The sequence below is a fragment of the Mucilaginibacter sabulilitoris genome, assembly GCF_034262375.1.
In the GTDB taxonomy this organism is placed as follows: domain Bacteria; phylum Bacteroidota; class Bacteroidia; order Sphingobacteriales; family Sphingobacteriaceae; genus Mucilaginibacter; species Mucilaginibacter sabulilitoris.
Map to the genome: position 1 here is coordinate 6196971 of NZ_CP139558.1, position 18526 is coordinate 6215496.

General features: G+C 42.9%; 10 protein-coding genes. 9 read left to right on the top strand and 1 reads right to left on the bottom strand.

The window, feature by feature from the left end; genetic code table 11:
- Positions 1-11 precede the first annotated feature (11 nt).
- Entirely contained in the window at positions 12-2294 is a 2283-nt protein-coding gene (locus SNE25_RS26195) for a tetratricopeptide repeat protein (protein WP_321561980.1), read from the bottom strand.
- A gap of 265 nt (positions 2295-2559) precedes the next feature.
- Between SNE25_RS26195 and SNE25_RS26200 the strand changes: the two genes are divergently transcribed.
- The 9 genes from SNE25_RS26200 (at position 2560) to SNE25_RS26240 (ending at position 17999) form a co-directional block, all read left to right on the top strand.
- The gene (locus tag SNE25_RS26200) at positions 2560-4419 is read left to right on the top strand and encodes a hypothetical protein (protein ID WP_321561981.1); all 1860 of its coding nucleotides are present in this window, start codon (positions 2560-2562) and stop codon (positions 4417-4419) included.
- A 795-nt stretch (positions 4420-5214) separates the two neighbouring features.
- Positions 5215-6876, top strand: coding sequence for a glycoside hydrolase family 28 protein (locus SNE25_RS26205; RefSeq protein ID WP_321561982.1), 1662 nt, complete (start codon positions 5215-5217; stop codon positions 6874-6876).
- Positions 6877-6889: 13 nt separating this feature from the next.
- A complete protein-coding gene (locus SNE25_RS26210) occupies positions 6890-7831 on the top strand; it encodes an alpha/beta hydrolase (RefSeq protein ID WP_321561983.1) in 942 nt (313 codons plus the stop codon).
- 13 nt (positions 7832-7844) lie between these two features.
- Positions 7845-8645, top strand: a complete 801-nt coding sequence (locus tag SNE25_RS26215) for a rhamnogalacturonan acetylesterase (protein ID WP_321561984.1) — start codon at positions 7845-7847, stop codon at positions 8643-8645.
- Positions 8635-9621 carry an alpha/beta hydrolase gene (locus tag SNE25_RS26220; RefSeq protein ID WP_321561985.1) on the top strand — a complete coding sequence of 329 codons (987 nt, stop codon included), beginning with the start codon at positions 8635-8637 and terminating at the stop codon, positions 9619-9621. The genes SNE25_RS26215 and SNE25_RS26220 overlap by 11 nt, the downstream gene beginning before the upstream one ends.
- Positions 9622-9627: 6 nt before the next feature.
- Complete coding sequence (locus tag SNE25_RS26225) at positions 9628-10818, top strand: glycoside hydrolase family 88/105 protein (RefSeq protein ID WP_321561986.1); 1191 nt, start codon at positions 9628-9630, stop codon at positions 10816-10818.
- A 6-nt stretch (positions 10819-10824) separates the two neighbouring features.
- On the top strand, positions 10825-11832 hold the full coding sequence (locus SNE25_RS26230) for a pectinesterase family protein (RefSeq protein WP_321561987.1): 1008 nt from the start codon (positions 10825-10827) through the stop codon (positions 11830-11832).
- Positions 11833-11834: 2 nt separating this feature from the next.
- Positions 11835-13481, top strand: a complete 1647-nt coding sequence (locus tag SNE25_RS26235; RefSeq protein ID WP_321561988.1) for a glycoside hydrolase family 43 protein — start codon at positions 11835-11837, stop codon at positions 13479-13481.
- A 207-nt stretch (positions 13482-13688) separates the two neighbouring features.
- Positions 13689-17999 carry a hybrid sensor histidine kinase/response regulator transcription factor gene (locus SNE25_RS26240; protein ID WP_321561989.1) on the top strand — a complete coding sequence of 1437 codons (4311 nt, stop codon included), beginning with the start codon at positions 13689-13691 and terminating at the stop codon, positions 17997-17999.
- Positions 18000-18526: the final 527 nt, after the last annotated feature.

Genomic DNA, 18526 nt, shown 5'->3' on the forward strand with positions numbered 1-18526 from the left:
GCTTTACTTTTTTAGTTTCTTTTAAAAAAAGAGAAAAGCCCACCCGATTTCCATTCCCGTTTTCTTTGCAGGGCTTTCTCATTTTCGGGTGCCACTTTCAGAATATTACTCACGGTATCTATCGCTGCATCATTTTCCCCGGCCATTTTACAGCCGTCCGCGTACTGCAGCGCAGCCTTTATCCATGTTTTATCCCATTTCCATCCGTTTCTGTCGTAACAGGCTACCGCTGCCAATGAAAAGTCCATGCATTCATCCCATTGTTGTAAAGCATAACTGCATTGCGCCAGGCTTATATTGGTGTCGCAAATGATGCTTTTGTCACTTTCATTTCCCTGCTGGCAATTATCAAGCAGGATATGCAGATTTTCTTTCGCCGTAACATAATCTCCAAGGTACAGGTATGACATACCCCGCACGTAATACACCTTTTGAATTGATTCCATGGTAATGGCGTCGCCTTTTACCGACTGATAATTATTGGCACAGGCAATACACTGATTATAATCCTTCAGTTGATAGTAATTTTGCATCAGCATGTACCATGAGGAGTTGTCATCAGGATTTTTATCGAGTTGATCTTTCCAGGTTTCGGTAGCCTCTTCCAGGCTTGCCTCCCCTAACAAGTCCTGACGTATATTTTGAACTACAATATATCTTTGGCTCAATACAAACAATTCCTGCTCGGTAAGATCGTTCCGAGAGGTTTTAATAAAGCTATTGTACTCCTCTTCTATCGAGGTTAAAAGTTCCCTGGCCTCATCCTTGCGACCCAGACCATAAATGGCTGTCAGCTGCTTACCTCTTAGATCAATATAATCTTCAAATCCTAAATACTCACTGCTATAAGCGGTGGCTTGCTCCAGCACCTCAATAGCCTCTTCATATCTTTGGAGAGCTATCAGCGCAGTTCCCAGACTATACAATTGCTCCCAGAAAGGCGATAAAGTATAACCCAGTTTATGCACTTCCACAGCCTTATCATATTCTCCTAATTCCCGTAAGGCTATGCCATAGTTATTACAGCACATCGCGAAAATATGCGGCTCATTGGCAGCTCCATTCCCCTTATCGTTATAGAAATAGTCATAAAAGCCCTCGTATGATATTTTATAAAAATTCACCCTCATCTGCAACAAATCCCGGGCGATAGTTACGTTACTGATTTCACTTTCTGATTCGTAGAAAAAGCTTACTCCGGCATTGTAATACATAACAGCAGAATCTTCCGGCCATTTTTCTATTGTTGGCAGTTGCCCGTTTATCCGGTACGATACTTCAATGAAGCGTTGCAAACCAAGGGCTAGTCCTCCTAATTCTACACTCTTTTGCAAGTATGGGAGTGCCTCACTATAGCTTTTCGCTTCGTATAACACAGCTCCGGCATAATGGTAAGGAATAATCCAGTCGGGATATATCTTGATATAATGCTGCGCGAAATTCAACAATCCAACCATATCACATTCTAAACGCTCGGGGTATATCTTAAGCGCGATGAACATGGCATATATGATGGGTTTGTTGATGACACCTTGCCTGCTCAACTCCTTCAGCCTGTAATACAATGTAATTAAATTTTCATCGGTATCAGCATCAGCGCTGCCCGAAAACAAAGCTATCCGGGCCATGTCTCCACCCAATTCATAGTCCTCACTCTCGAGCGCAAGATTAGCGATCAGGCAATAAATGTTCACATCCTTATATCGGTGAACTAGCCCTTCCTTAAAGGTTTCCAAGGCTTTAGCAGGGTCATTTTTATGCTCCAGATAAAGGTTAGCTTTTTTAGCGTACAACCGGCCTTGCTCGTGATCTGCGAAACTGCGGTTTTCAATTGTGTGCGCCTTGTTTAGCTTTATTAACAGATCCAGATCCTTCAATGCGCTGTCTACATCATCTGTTTGATAATAGGCTTCCTGACGGTACGTGATCGCCTTAATCCTAGTACTCAACTGGACAGATGCTGCCAACTCATTACAGTACTCTATGGATTCCGGTAAATTTATACCCGTTATGAAAATGTTGATATAGGCCAAATACAACATGGCCTCTTCATGAGCAGGGATTAATTTCAACAGCTCTTCAAAACTGTTAATGGCTACAGCTAAGAGGTCATCCGCATTTTCATTATTATAAGATAGCTGGTATGCACACTTCGCTTTAAGCAACAAACCCTCCGGATCCTGGGGGTTAAAAATCAGGAAAAGATCTGTGCCTTCGAGGCATTCCGGGTAATTGCCTTCATTATAAATTGATTGTAACTGTTCAATGTCTACTATGCTTTGTTGTTGTGGCATATCATTTTTTTTTGAATATGAGATGAAAAACAGCTGAACTTATCGTTTTCCATTCGGCAACACTGTCACAACAAAATTGCAGGCAACTACAACAGAATACCTAATTTCGGCATGCTACAAAGTGTCTACCCATCTACACAAATGCGTCTACAATACATCTACATATTTTACAACAAGCTGATTATATTTTAGTTATAAATTTACGCCATCTACAAATTCATGGGTTTTTGAATTAACTATCGGCTATTTATAGTAATTTGGCTGGATGACGTATTTGCGGTATAAACTACTTATAGGTGCCTGCTTTATCGGGCTATCATTTGCAGCCCGGGCACAAACTACAGTATCAGACAGCTTACGATCAGTTATTGATAACGTGGCACTAAACGAGAAAGAAAAGCCTGCTTTACTTAACCAACTGGCCGAAGCAAACAGGATCAATAAAAATTATGATACAGCCATAGCCAACGCAAAACAATGCATCGCCTTATCGTTGAAACATAAAAACTTTACCGAAGCGGTAAAAGCGTATACACTGCTGGCCAATATTAAAGCAACCACACAACAGTTTGCCAGCTTAAAACAAACATGCGATACCGCACTAACCATGGCACAGCAAGCTAATGACCCTATCGCTATGGCCTATGCCTATTATTCGCGGGTATGGCTGTATAAATCGCTGGGCGATGCGGAAAATGTGGTGAAATACTCCCAGCTGGGCTTAAAGGAACTGGAAAAAAAGGCCGACCCTTTTATAGCCTCCAAGATATATTACCGGCTTTACGTAGTAAATTCCGACTGGAACAACGAATCCAAAGTGAATTTTTATGCCCGTAAAGCCACTGAAAACGCCTTGCAAGCTAAAGATTACAACCTGCTCAGTAATTGCTATACCGCATTATCGGTAGCCCATGAATACAACTACAATAAATCAAAAACCAAAACCGAGCTCGACAGTACCTTATTTTACCTGAACCGATCAGAAATGCTTTACCGGCAATATCCTGGCCAGGTGGCTGATAATACTTATGCTATCGCCTGTATTAATATTGCCGACGCCTATTTGAAATATTTTCCCGCAACAGATAAAAATGCCCGGGACCTGGCTATCCGTTATGCCGGCAGTGCCCGGTCTGTATTAAAAAATGCAGGTAACAGCCAGGAAATTATAGCCAGCAGTTTGGGCATACTAAGCGAATATGCCCGCCGCGATGGTAACAGTCTCCAGCAGGAAAATTATTTGCAGGAAGCTTACCGCGTCATGAAAACCGAGCAGCCCCCATATTACTATACCATGATCAATGTGGTGCAGGCTTTGTCAGATTTTTATGAAAAAAAAGGTGACTATCAGCAAGGGCTGAGTTTTCAAAAAGAGGTAACGGAATATACCAGGAAAAACTTTAACCAGCAACAAGCCCTTAATGCTCAAAAGCTGGAAATACAATACGAGACTGAAAAAAAAAACAGTGAAATGCAAGTATTAAAGGAACAGGAGAAAAGTCGCAGGCTGCAAAATTATCTGTATGGTTATATCGCGCTCGCCTCTCTCCTGGGCTTGTTATTTATGTTCCGGTCCTATCATTTTAAATTACGGTACTCCCTGCAACGGGAAAAACAATTGCAATTGGAAAATCAAGAATCAGAATTGCAGGTAAAGTTGGAAAAAGAAGAACAAGCCAGGCTTAGGGCAGAACAGCAATTACTGGAAACACAACAGCAGCAACTAAAATTAGAAGTGATGGCCAATACCCTTCAACTGGAACATAAGAACCGGATGCTACACAATATAAAAGACAAACTAACCGAGGGCGATCCTATAAATATGCAGCGAATATTAAAAGAAGAAATGATGCTGGATAATGACTTTGAACATGCAACATTGCAGATACAACATGTGCATCCCGATTTTTTTCATCTTCTTAATGATAAGGCAAAAAAAAAACTCACCCTGCTCGACCTAAAACTTTGCGCATACCTGTATCTTAAAATGGATACCAGGCAAATTTCCCAGCTCATGCACATTGAAGCTAAAAGTGTAAGAATGAGCCGTTACAGAATAAAACAAAAGTTAGGCCTGGAAAAAGAAGAGGATCTGAACATTTTTCTACAGCAATTGGGAACTTAACAAAGTTTTTTTTATAATCTGCCTCATAAAAGGTGGATAACGGTGCAGAATCTGCACCATTTTGTGGAAGAATTGATCGACATAGGCGATTTTTCAAAAATTCTTGATCGAGATGATGCTTCTAACGAAAAATCTTAAAGTTGATTAGTAAGATAAATTAAGTTCAATCAGGTTTATCTATAGTAGAAAACTTTGATAGTTCTCTACTATGGTGTTTATAATATAACTCTCCCTACTAGTTATTTTAGATAATACATTGTCGCTTATGTTAGAGATCCCGTTTGGATATTCTGAGGCCATTGCCCGCCTTATTCCGAATTATCAAACCAATAGTTCCGAAACACATTGATCGAGCTGATAATCTCACATATTAACTGTTTAATGATTCAACTTACATAACTGAATAAGCTTTCGGCACAGAATCGCAGGGTCAAGCCTCCCGGAATATCCACCTTATATTGCGTACCAGCGGATTTAGTTTATAGGCTTTCTCAATTCAGTATTGATAATTATTATATCCTCCTCTGCAAAATTTGAGTTCATCAACTGTTCAAGCCCACCAGCCATTTAATATACCCCATATAGAATAGATCAAACAAAGACAAAACAAACTGAATTTATTGCGAAAAAGCTTCAATTATTGAACATTTTAGACCAATTTTTAAACCTCAGGATAGGGTTATGTTAATATGTTTGCTCAACCAACTGTAGATCTGTTCCTCTGAAAAGTTTTTTTTCCCCTATCCAATATTTCATGGGCCAGCTATTTGCTGATGAACATATACCCGACATAACATGCATCTTAAAGAACTGAACTTATTAGCAATTTTATTATTTTGCCTATGCTTAGAAGCAAACGGGCAAAAAAACACCGCCGTTTATTCCTGGCACCATTTGCCAACAGCCGAATTACCATCCTTTAAAACCGACACCTTTAGCATTGAAAAATTTGGTGCCAAAGCAAACGGATTCACGCTTAATACGCAAAGCATCAACACCGCTATTAACGCGTGCAGCGAGCACGGTGGCGGCGTTGTACTTATCCCTCCCGGATTTTGGTTAACCGGTCCTATTGTGATGAAAAACAATGTCAATCTTCATCTCAGCCAAGCTGCTGTATTACAGTTTACATCTGATAAAAGCAGTTTCGGCCTTATTGAAGGGAACTTTGAAGGACACAAGTCCATCCGAAATCAGTCTCCGATCTCGGGTAAGGATCTGCAGAACATCGCCATTACCGGCGAGGGTATTGTTGACGGGTATGGAGAGGTTTGGCGCGCAATGGGTAAAGACAATGTTACCGACCGCGATTGGAAAGCACTCATCGCTTCGGGCGGTGAGCTTAGCGATGATGGCCGTACCTGGTACCCTTCGGCCAGCTATGCTAAAGGTGCCCGCATCCGGAATGCAGGCTATATACAAACCGTCAAAAAGCTGGGCGATTACCAGGATATAAAAGATTTTTTTCGCCCCAACCTCATCGTATTCAGTAACTGTAAAAAGGTGCTGATACAGGGTACAACCTTTCAAAACTCCGCAGCTTGGTGCCTTCATATGCTGCAATGTGAAGACCTGACATTTGATGGCGTGCATGTCCGCAATCCGTCAAATGCGCAGAACGGTGACGGTATGGATATTGAATCCTGCTCAAATGTGCTGGTGGTTAATTGCACTATTGATGCCGGAGATGACGGGATCTGTATCAAGTCGGGAAAAGATGAAGAAGGCAGAAAAGTTGGCAAACCTTGTCAAAACATTTTGATCCAAAACAATGTGGTATACAGCGCCCACGGTGGCTTCGTTATCGGCAGCGAAATGTCAGGAGGCGCACATGATATTTTTGTTTCAGACTGCAGTTTTTTTGGCACCGACAACGGCTTGCGTTTTAAAACAGTAAGAGGGCGTGGCGGTGTGGTTAAAAATATCTATATCCGTAATATTTCCATGCGCAATATTGTGCACGATGCGATCCTGTTTGATATGTATTATTTTACTAAGGCACCTTCATTGGCTCAAACCGGCGGTGACGAAGAAAAGCCACCTGTTGACGCAGGAACCCCTCAATTCCGTAATTTTTATATTAATAATGTAGTATGCGATGGCGCCAACCGGGCCATGCTCATCCGCGGCCTGCCTGAAATGAGCATCAATAACATCCACCTGGAAAATATTTCGATCAAGGCGGATCATGGAGCCGAAATTATTGATGCCAGCGACGTTAGCCTGACCAAAGTAATGCTGCTATGCAAAACCACCCAACCGTTGGTTCATATAGAGAACAGTAACAAAATCACGATCGATAACCTTGCATCAGCGGCAAAGCCCTATCTGTTGTTGAGTATCAATGGCAAGTATATGGGGCAGGTTGACTTATTGCACACAGATATCAGCTCGGCCGGCCAGGTGGCAGAATTTAAATATGGAGCGGATAAATCTGCATTAACAATAAGAAAATAATCCGACAAGATAAATGATGAAACATTTGCTTTTCAAATTGACCGTACTGGCATTAATGATCTTTTCAGCCAGTACACAGGCGCAAACCTTTATGGAGATATGGCCACATGGTCATATCCCAAACTCTAAAAACCTGCGGCTTACCGACAGCGTAGCCAATGAACGCATCTACAGGGTAATGCTACCAGGCGTGTACGCGTTCTTTCCCGGAAAACAGGAAAATAAGGGTGCCGCAGTAGTTATTTGTCCGGGCGGCGGCTATGAGCGGCTTGCCTATATAATTAGTGGGCTGCAACTGGCTAAATGGTTCAACACCATGGGCGTTTCGGCATTTGTGCTTAACTACCGCCTGCCTAACTCTCCAGACTTGCAGCAACGTGAAATCGGCCCGTTGATGGATGCACAGCGAGCCATTCGCTACATCAGGATCAACGCAGCAAAATGGGGTGTCGATCCTGATAAGATCGGCATCATGGGTACATCGTCAGGCGGGCATCTTGCTGCTACCACAATTACCCAAACCACCGATGTCAGTGCAATTAAGGATAGCCTCGACCGTGTTTCGTTCAGTCCGGATTTCGCTATTCTCGTTTCGCCGGTGATTGACCTCAGTACATCTTATGCACATGCGGGTAGTGTTAAAAATTTACTCGGCCCCAACCCTACCGAAGTTCTGAAGAGGCATTTTTCGGCCCAGCTTAACGTAAGCAGGTCCACGCCCCCATGTTTTATTGCCGATGCCGTTAATGATAAAGCAGTAAATCCAATGAACAGCCTGATGTTTTACCAGGCGCTGTTGCAAAACAATGTGCCGGTAAGTTTTCACGCATTTCCGCAAGGCGCTCACGCCATAGCGCTACGCAATAATCCCGGGTCGACAGAGTTGTGGACCAAACTGTGTGAAATGTGGCTGATCGAAATGAAAATTATCCCCGAAAAACTGCCAACTAAATAACTATAACATCATTATGAAAAAACCACGTCAAAGTAAAATATATCGGTTTAGCCTGGCAATTATTATGCTGGGCGGCATAACATTAAGCTTTATCCCGCCCAAAAAAAAGTTAACCATTTTTTTAGCAGGTGATTCAACAATGGCAGATAAAAAGGTAAGTGCATATCCCGAGACCGGATGGGGCATGAGTTTCAAAAATTTTTTAGACTCAACCGTAGTCATAATCAACAAAGCTCAAAATGGCCGCAGCACCCGTACTTTCATCACTGACGGCCTTTGGAAACAAATCACCGATAATTTGAATGCAGAAGATTATGTGCTGATACAATTTGGTCATAACGATGAGGTGCCTACCAAAAAATCGGCAACTAGAGAAACAGAATTCAAAAACAACTTAATCCTTTATATTGATCAAACGCGGAGCAAAAAGGCAATACCTGTACTGATCACTCCGGTAACACGCCGCAGCTTTGACAGCACAGGCACAGTAACGGACACCCACGCCCGTTATGCCCGGATTGTACGCGATGTAGCTCTAGAAAAGCATGTACAGTTGATAGATCTTGACCAGGAAAGTATGGAGTTGGTACAGCGCTTTGGCCCTGAAGGGTCTAAATGCTTATACAATTACCTGGAGCCTGGCGAAAATCCCAATTACCCCGACGGAAAAAAAGACGATACCCATTTTAACGAACTGGGTGCCCGCAAAATGGCCGAAATTGTACTGACAGACCTGCGCAGGCTGTCACCAGAAATTAACAGCCGTGTGGTAGGATCTGATCGGGTATTAACTAGGTTGCATTATGAAAAATAAAACCCTTCTATTGGGCTTAGCTTTAGGCCTTCTTGCACTTACAAAAGTTTCCGCTCAATCTAAAGCATGGCTGACCACGGCCCCGGATACCTCTTTTTCCATCACCAGCGATTTTAAAAACAATGTAAAGAAATACCCGTTCATTAAAATCGTTCCCGATAGCCCCTCAAAAGCAGTAGTTGAAGCACGTAACCTGGTTTATGGCAAGGTGGGCAGCCGTGAGCTGCACATTGATGCCTTTACGCCATCGGCTACTAAGCAAAAGCCTGTACCCGCAATCATTATCGTACACGGCGGCGGCTGGCGTTCGGGTAACCGTGCGCAGCATATTCCGCTGGCACAACATTTGGCCGCCCTGGGTTATGCAAGCTTTACTGTAGAATATCGCCTATCTACCGAAGCGCTTTACCCGGCGGCGGTGAATGATGTCAAATCGGCAATACAATGGCTGCACGCTAATGCTAAAAGATTTAATATCAATACAAATAAGATCGCTGTTTTGGGCTTTTCGGCTGGCGGGCAATTGGCCGCATTAGTAGGAATGACTTCGGGTTTGGATAAATTCGATGCGCTGGATGCTAATAAAGGGTATTCGAGTTCGGTACAGGCCGTGATCGATATTGATGGTACGCTCACATTTGTCGCGCCCGACGCCTGGGAAACTCAAAATCAGCAAACGGTTGCAGCCTCAACTATGTGGATAGGTTATAAACGGACCGAAAACCTTGATATCTGGACAGAGGCCAGCCCGCTTACTTATGCCGAACGTAATAAGCTACCCTTTTTATTCCTGAATAGCGCGGTTGACAGAATGCATGCCGGTCGTGATGTATTTAAAGACATGATGGATAAAAAAGGCGTATATGTACGGATTGATAGTTTTAAAGATACGCCGCACACCTTCTGTTTATATCAGCCCTGGTTTGACCTTATGGTAAATGACATTGACCAGTTTCTAACTAAAATATTTAAATAAACACTCATGATAAAAAGCTTTTTACGCCTGCAAGTACTTGGTTTTATATTATTAACGCCATGGGCAGTTCAAACGGTCAGTGCACAATCAGGCAGGCCTTATTCACAGCAAATGGCCCAAACGGTGATGACTATCTGGAAAGACAGCCTGCCCACAGGCAACAAATGGACCTATGACCAGGGCGTTATATTGAAGGGAATAGAAAACATCTGGCGTCAAACCAGCGACAGACAGTATTTCGATTTTATAAAACACTGTATGGATAAATTCGTGCAGCCCGATGGCAGCATCCGTACCTATAACCTGTCCGACCATAACCTTGATTTTATTCTCTGCGGCCGCAATGTGCTGATGCTTTACCAGCAAACACACGAAGATAAGTACCTGAAAGCCGTGCAAACATTGCGCGAACAATTGCGTACACAACCCCGTACATTTGACGGTGGTTTCTGGCATAAAAAACGTTACCCGAACCAAATGTGGCTGGATGGTTTGTACATGGCCGAGCCGTTTTACGCTGAATATGCGGCCACTTTTCACGAGGATACAGCTTTCAATGACATTGCCCGGCAGTTTATATTAATGGAAAAACATTCGCGGGATGAAAAAACAGGATTGCTGTACCATGCCTGGGACGCATCAAAGAAAGAGCGCTGGGCCAATCCGAAAACCGGCCGTTCGCCAAACTTTTGGGGTCGGGCCATGGGCTGGTACGGTATGGCGCTGGTTGACGCGCTGGATCAATTTCCGGCTAATCATCCCAGACGTAAGCAACTGCTGGCCATCCTGCAGCGTTATGCCGCAGCAGTAGGGCGCTGGCAGGATAAACCTACCGGGCTTTGGTACCAAGTGCTGGATAAAGGCACTGAAAAAGGTAATTATGAGGAAGCATCGGTATCATGTATGTTTGTATATACGCTGGCTAAGGCTGTACGTCAAAAATATTTGCCGGCCAGCTATACATCTGCAGCACAGAAAGGGTATGCAGGCATTATAAAAAAATTTATCCGTACCGATGACAGGGGCCTTTTAGTGTTGAATGGCACTGTTCAGGTAGGTGGCCTTGGCGGAAAGCCTTACCGTGATGGCAGCTACGCTTATTACCTGAGTGAAAAGGTAATTACTAATGATGCCAAAGGTGTGGGCGCTTTTATACTCGCAGCTACAGAAATTGAATGGTTGCAAGGGAAAAAATAATGTAATATGAAAAAGATCATACTTAGCTTGTTGCTGCCGGCGGCAGTTGCTGTTTGCCAGGCGCAGCCTGTTACTAAGGCTTATAAAGAAATAACAGTAGCGCAGGATGGCAGCGGCGATTTTAAAACCATACAGGAAGCAGTAAACGCTGTTCGTGATCTGGGTGCTATACAGGTGCCTATCCGCATCAAAAAGGGTATCTATCACGAAAAGCTGGTAATACCATCGTGGAAAACACATATTTCACTTATTGGAGAAGATAATAAAAATACCATTATCACTAATGATGACTATTCGGGTAAATCTGTTCCTGGTGGCAAGGATGGCTTTGGGCGGGATAAATTTTCAACTTACACCTCTTACACTGTACTGATTGCCGGCAATAATTTCATGGCAGAAAACCTCACCATTATCAATTCGGCCGGCCGGGTAGGACAAGCCGTGGCGCTGCATGTAGAAGCCGACCGCTGCATTGTGCGTAACTGTAAGCTGCTGGGCAACCAGGATACACTGTATACTGCCACCGCTACATCGCGCGAGCTATTTCAGGATTGTTATATTGAAGGCACTACAGACTTCCTGTTTGGCGAAGCTACCGTTGTTTTCCAACGCTGCATTATTAAAAGCCTGGTCAACTCGTACATTACAGCTGCTGCCACAACCTCTTTGCAAAAATATGGCTACGTGCTGATGAACTGTAAGCTGATAGCTGATGAATCGGTAAACAAGGAATACCTGGGCAGGCCATGGAGATCATACGCCAAAACGGTATTTCTGAATACCGAAATGGGTACGCACATCATTCCCCAGGGATGGGACCCGTGGAAAGGGGACAGCATGTTCCCGGATAAGGAAAAGACAGCCTATTATGCCGAATATAATAGTACCGGACCGGGCGCCAACCCTAAAAACAGGGTACAGTGGGCGCACAAACTAACAGATCAGGAGGCAAAACAGTATACAATTAAGAATATCCTTGGCGGCAGTGATAACTGGGACCCGGAAGTTAAATAATTATGAAAAACACCATCTGCATACTAGCTTTTACTGCCGTTGTACCTTTTGCAAACGCACAGGTAAAACCTGTAACAAAAAGCAACTATATATCTAAAGTATGGGTTGCCGACCAGGGCAATGGCACCTATAAAAACCCGGTGCTCAATGCCGATTATTCCGATCCGGACGCCATACGTGTAGGAGATGACTTTTATCTCGTTTCATCCAGTTTTGAGGATATACCGGGGTTGCCCATATTGCATTCAAAAGATCTGGTGAACTGGCATATCATTGGCCACGCCCTGGTACGTCAGCAGCCATTTGATCATTTCGATATTCCCCGTCACGGTGATGGCGTTTGGGCACCCGCACTACGTTATTACAAAGGTGAGTTTTACCTGTATTATCCTGATCCCGATTATGGCATTTACCTTATAAAAGCCAAAAATGCGGCCGGGCCATGGAGCATCCCCGTTATGGTTTACGCAGGCAAAGGATTGATTGACCCCTGTCCGCTGTTGGATGACGATGGCCAGATGTACCTGGTGCATGGTTTTGCCGGCAGCCGTGCCGGTATTAAAAGTGTTATCGCTGTTAATAAGCTGAATGCGGATGGCACCAAAGTAACTGATGCAGGCGTAATAGTTTATGATGGCCACGAAACCGACCCAACCATTGAGGGGCCTAAATTTTACAAGCGGAATGGTTATTACTACATTTTTGCACCGGCGGGCGGGGTGCCTACCGGATGGCAGTTGGTATTAAGGTCAAAAAACATTTATGGCCCCTACGAGCGTAAAGTAGTGATGGATCAGGGTAAAACAACTGTTAATGGCCCGCATCAGGGTGCCTGGATAACTACCCAAACCGGCGAGGATTGGTTCTTGCACTTTCAGGATAAAGAACAGTACGGCCGTGTGGTACACCTGCAGCCTATGGTTTGGAAAAATAACTGGCCGGTAATAGGTGCCGACAAAGATGGCGATGGCAAAGGCGAACCTGTACTGGTTTACAAAAAGCCAAATGTTGGTAAAACTTACCCTATCGAAACACCGGTTGAAAGCGATGAGTTTAATGGAACTACCCTCGGCCTGCAATGGCAGTGGATGGCCAACGCACAGGCCGGCTGGTATTATCTGAACCCGGGCAAAGGTGCGCTAAGGCTTTATTCGGATAAGATGCCTGAGGGTGCTAAAAACCTTTGGGGAGCCGGTAATGTGCTACTGCAGAAATTTATGGCCGACGAGTTTGAGACTACAACCAAAATGACCTTTACACCCAATGTTAAACTGGAAGAAAAAGCTGGTTTAACCATCATGGGTTTCAGCTATGCCAGTATAGCGGTTAAAAATAAAAAAGATGGCGTATACCTGGTGTTTGATCATTGCAAAGATGCAGATAAAGGCAACGCCGAAGAAGAGAAAACCATTGCTAAACTGGATAAGCTAACTGTGTGGCTGCGCGTAAAAGTAAGCGCCGGGGCAAAGTGCGATTTTAGCTACAGTACAGATGGGCAAACGTTTATCAATGCTGGTGAAACATTCCAAGCCGAAGTGGGGCGATGGATAGGCGCGAAGGTTGGCATATTCTGTACGCGCGATACGCAGATCAATGATTCGGGCTATGCTGATTTTGACTGGTTTAGGGTTACGCCTATTGACAGATAACTATGGGGTAATAGATATGTGGTGGTGCAGTGAAAATTCAGAAATATGATAAGCAAAATAAAATTTATAGATTTAACGGTATGTGGCAATCGCCAGTATAGCCTAATTGTAAGTCAATGTTTTTAGTGAGGTAGAAATTATATGAAATTCAGGTGTTTTTTGTGCATGTTTTTGCTTTGGTTATTAACCGGAGCTGCATTTTGCCAAATGCATTGCATAACAGAACATTACTCAACCGAAGACGGCTTATCTCATGATGTTATTACATCAATATTCAAAGACCGGCAAGGATATATGTGGTTTGGCACCTGGGATGGCCTTAACCGCTTTGATGGGCGTAAATTTACCGTCTTCAAATCTTTAGCAGGCGATTCGTCGCAAATCAATAATAATCGTATTGATCAGATTACCGAAGACAATTACGATCATCTTTGGATCAAAGCTTATGATTCCCAGATCTATCGTTTCGATAAAAAAACAGGTCGTTTCCTCTCACTTGCCATTATCCTCAACCTGAAAGAGAAGATCAATTTTGATAAGATCTTATGTTTAGATCAGGACGCTTTATGGATTAGTACATTAGTTAACGGAATTATTTGCGTAAAAGGGATCAATACTGAGAGGATAAGCTACAGGCATTATATTAAAAACGCCATAACACCCTCGGGGCCACCCTCAAAAAAGTTTAAATTTTTTTATGGAGATAGCGATGGAAACAAGTGGATAGGGACAGAACACGGCGTTATATGCCTTGAAAAACGGCAAGGAAACGGCAGTTACGAAATAGCTGATTTAGATAAACATCCCGAAGAAGCATTTACCTGTGTTGCCGAAAGCAAATCGCAGCTGTTTTTTGGCACAAAAAGCGGCACCTTGTATCTATATGATAAACAAGAAAAGCAGTTTTCAAAACAGAGAATAAGTACTGCATCTATAAATGGGGTACTGGTTAACCGCAGCCATACAAAAGCTTATTTAACAACTGGCAACGGCGAGTTGATATCATTTACCATAGGGATCGGCCTGTTATCGCGAACGGTTTATCATGCGGGCGAACCATTACATACAATTTTTGAAGATCATTCGGGTGGTCTTTGGATTGAACCGGGCACAAAAGGAGCGATCCGCTTTGATCTGCTAACTCAAAAATTTACAACGTTCATCCAAAAAAATGATGCCCAAAAAACCAATTTCGCCAATCACTTCAAGGTGATAGAAGATAAAAATGGTGTTGTTTGGTGTGTGCTCAGAGATGGTGGTTTTGGCTATTATGATAACGTTTCGGAACAGTTTAACTATTTTTACAATGAGCCCGGTTCAAATAGCCGTCGTTTTTCAAACCTTGTAACTACCGTATATTATGATCCTGCCGGTATCTTTTGGCTCCACACAGATGAACACGGCCTGGAAAAAATAATTTTCCCGCCAAACGTTTTTCAAACCAGTTTACTAAATGAGCATGCTGACTTTCAATCGGATAATGAGGTGAGAGGAATTTGTGCCGACCGGCAAAACAGGCTATGGTTTGGGTTAAAAAACGGACAGGTTTTAGTTTACAAAAACGGGCAACGGCTACCGGTAACTTTCACAAATTTTGTTGGGGAGAATATTGGCGCGGTTTATTGTATTACCCAAGACCATAACGGAGTTATCTGGATGGGTACTAAAACCAAAGGCTTATACCAGGCTACGCCTACCGATCCTTCAGAACTTCATTACCGGCTGGTAAACTATCGCTATAACCCCTCCGATCCGGCATCCATTAACAGCGACGAAATTTATTCGATAAAAGAAGACAAGGAAGGGCGCATTTGGATAGGTACGTTTGATAACGGGCTTTGTTTGCTCAATAGGAACAATGGTAACATTTCATTTACAAGGCTTTCTGAAAACGGAACCGGCTACCCGCAAACCTGTCTTAAAATAAGGCATTTAGCAACGGATGTTAAAGGGCGTTTATGGATAGCAACCACAGGCGGCCTGGTAATTTTGAATTATAAAAATGGTAAACTTTTATACGAAACTTACAAGAAAATACCCGGCGATCCTGAAAGCCTGGGCAATAACGATATCCAGCATATTTATCGCGATAGCAAAAACCAGATGTGGCTTGTAACATCTGGCGGCGGGTTAAACCTGGCTGTTGACGACCCGCAAACCGGCTTGCAAAAGTTTAAAGCATACACTTCAAAACAAGGTTTAGCTAATGATTATGTAATGAGTTGTATCGGCGATGGATATCATCACTTATGGCTGGCTACTAAGGCCGGTTTATCCATGTTTGATTTGAATACGCGAAAGTTTAAAAATTTCAATTCTTATGACGGCATTCCTAAAAAAGGTTTTTCTGAAAGTTCATGCCAGGCAACAAAAGATGGTAAATTGGTGTTTGGTGCAGTAAGAGGCTATATGGTTTTCGATCCGAGCCAGGTTAAGAACGACGCAATTAATGCAAATTTGGTACTAACCAACCTGCAGGTGAACAATAGAGATGTGGCGATCAAAGATAGCACCCGGATCCTTAATCGTGATATTAATTATTCGGATGGTGTCAGATTAAAGTATGATCAAAATATTTTCAGCCTGGATTATGCTGTTTTGGATTACCGATCGGGTAATCACTTAACCATCGCTTATCGTTTAAAGGGGTTTGATAACGAATGGCATGAGGACAGTGACCAACAGCGGGCCACTTATACTAATCTACCCGCCGGTAGCTATACTTTCGAAATAAAATGTGATGATCCCGACAGGTTTATAAACGTCCCTTATAAAAGCCTGGCCATTACGGTGCTTGCTGCGCCGTGGGCAACCTGGTGGGCATACATTATTTATGCTATTATCATTTATGCAATCCTGGCTGCTATCAGGCAAAATGCTTTAACTATGCTCAAGTTAAAGCAGAAGGTAGCCGTTGAGCAGAAAATGACCGAATTAAAGCTGAGTTTTTTCACCAATATTTCGCACGAGCTACGTACCCCGCTTACGCTTATTATCAATCCCATTAATGAGCTTGTGCAAAGAGCTTACCTTAGTAGGGACGATCGTCAATACCTGACAATTATTCAGCGCAATGCAAACCGTATGGTTCGTTTTGTAAACCAATTGTTGGATTTCAGGAAGGTGCAAAGCGGTAAAGCAAAATTAAATCTTTCGGCTATCAATATGGTAGAACTTATTACTGATGTGGCCGGCTATTTTGAAGAGATGCGGCAGCTGAAAAATATTGAATTTGCCTTTAAAACGGATGTGGATACGGCCATGGTTTGGCTGGATCCTGAAAAAATAGAAACCGTATTATATAACCTGATCGCCAACGCCTATAAGTTTACCCCCGAAAGAAAAAAAATCACAGTGCACTTGCAGATGAAGGACACCGGCGATATGATAATTGATGTTACTGATGAAGGGTGCGGTGTACTGCCATCTGAAATTGATAGCTTGTTTGATCTTTATACCGAAGGCTCGCACCCTAATACCGGCCATTTAAAGGGTACTGGTATTGGGCTGGCCTTATCGAAAGAATTGGTTGAACTGCACCGGGGAACTATCTGCGCGCAGAACAGGGAGCCCGGAGGCCTTTGGGTACGGATAACCTTGCCAGTAAACACTGTTAAAACCATTCCTCCGGTTGATGCAGCAGTGCCTGAAGACAAACAAAGCTCAGTATTGCTACAGCCAACCAATACCGGCCTTAAGAATGAACAAACCATTTATGCCGGGCTAAATAATGAACCTTTACTGGTATTGGTAGAAGATAACCAGGATATGCGCGAATTGATTAGGATGCAGCTAAGTGGCAAGTACCGTATTGAAACTGCTGATGATGGAGTTGAAGGCTGGGAAAAAATATTAAAACTACAGCCTGATGTGATTTTAAGTGATGTAATGATGCCGCGGATGGATGGATTGGAACTATTGGGTAAGATAAGGAATGATGCCGCCACCAGCCATATACCGGTAGTATTACTTACCGCTAAAACTGCTGTTGAAAGCCAGATAGCGGGCTTAAATTATGGAGCCGATTATTACATTACAAAGCCCTTTGATACCGCCTTTTTGCTAACAACCCTTAAAAACATTATAGAACGCCGGAGCAGACTGGTCAATGAAATGATGACCGGCAAGGCAGTAGTGAGCTTAAATCCGGGGGATATTATAGTAACATCAAAAGATGAAATATTTTTGAAAAAGGTGTTAGAACAGATTGACGCGGGTATGGACAACCCTGATTTTAATATCGAGTCGGTTGCCGAAGTGATCAACATGTCAAGGCAAACATTTTATCGCAAACTGAAAAGCCTTACCCAGTTCAGCCCTGTTGAATTTGTTCGCGATCACAGGCTTTTACGGGCGCAGCAATTACTGGATGCCGGCAGCGATAATATCTCCCAAATTGCTTATGCTGTAGGGTTTAACAGTCCTAAATATTTTGCTACCTGTTTTAAAGCAAAGTTCAATATTTCCCCTTCCGATTATCAAAAGACATCAAAGTCTTCTTCAGGGCTCATCCAGTAGCCTCAAAGCAGCTCTTCAATTCCGGATACCAGGAGGAATATTATCGTTGATATGCTTTCTTAAAGATAATATGAAACTACAATATAAATTGATACCTAAACCGTAGTATTCTGTGTATCCATCCATGTATTTTAATTCAATTTATTTTATGCACGGAGTTCTCTATGCCGGAACCCACGCGAAGACTACCAGCTAAAAACACAAAAGCGTGTCCAGCAACAATTCCCCAAAGTCCATTTAAAAATTGGACGCGTAATAAGGTTTAAAAGTTGGCACCAATTAACGGTCAATTGCCCTTTTAGGCACAAAATACACTCTCGTTGAACTAATTTTAAACCTTTTTGGCCAAATTTCAACCCTGTTGCGGGGTATATTTATATAGGTTTGTTTTTAACACAACCGATTACCTGGTTTATCCGGGCATCGATGCTGATCACTAATTATAACCACTATTAACCTTGCCGGCAAACAACCAATAGTCGGCGCTTTTAACTTTTTGCTATGAGAAAAATTTTACTTGTTTTTTT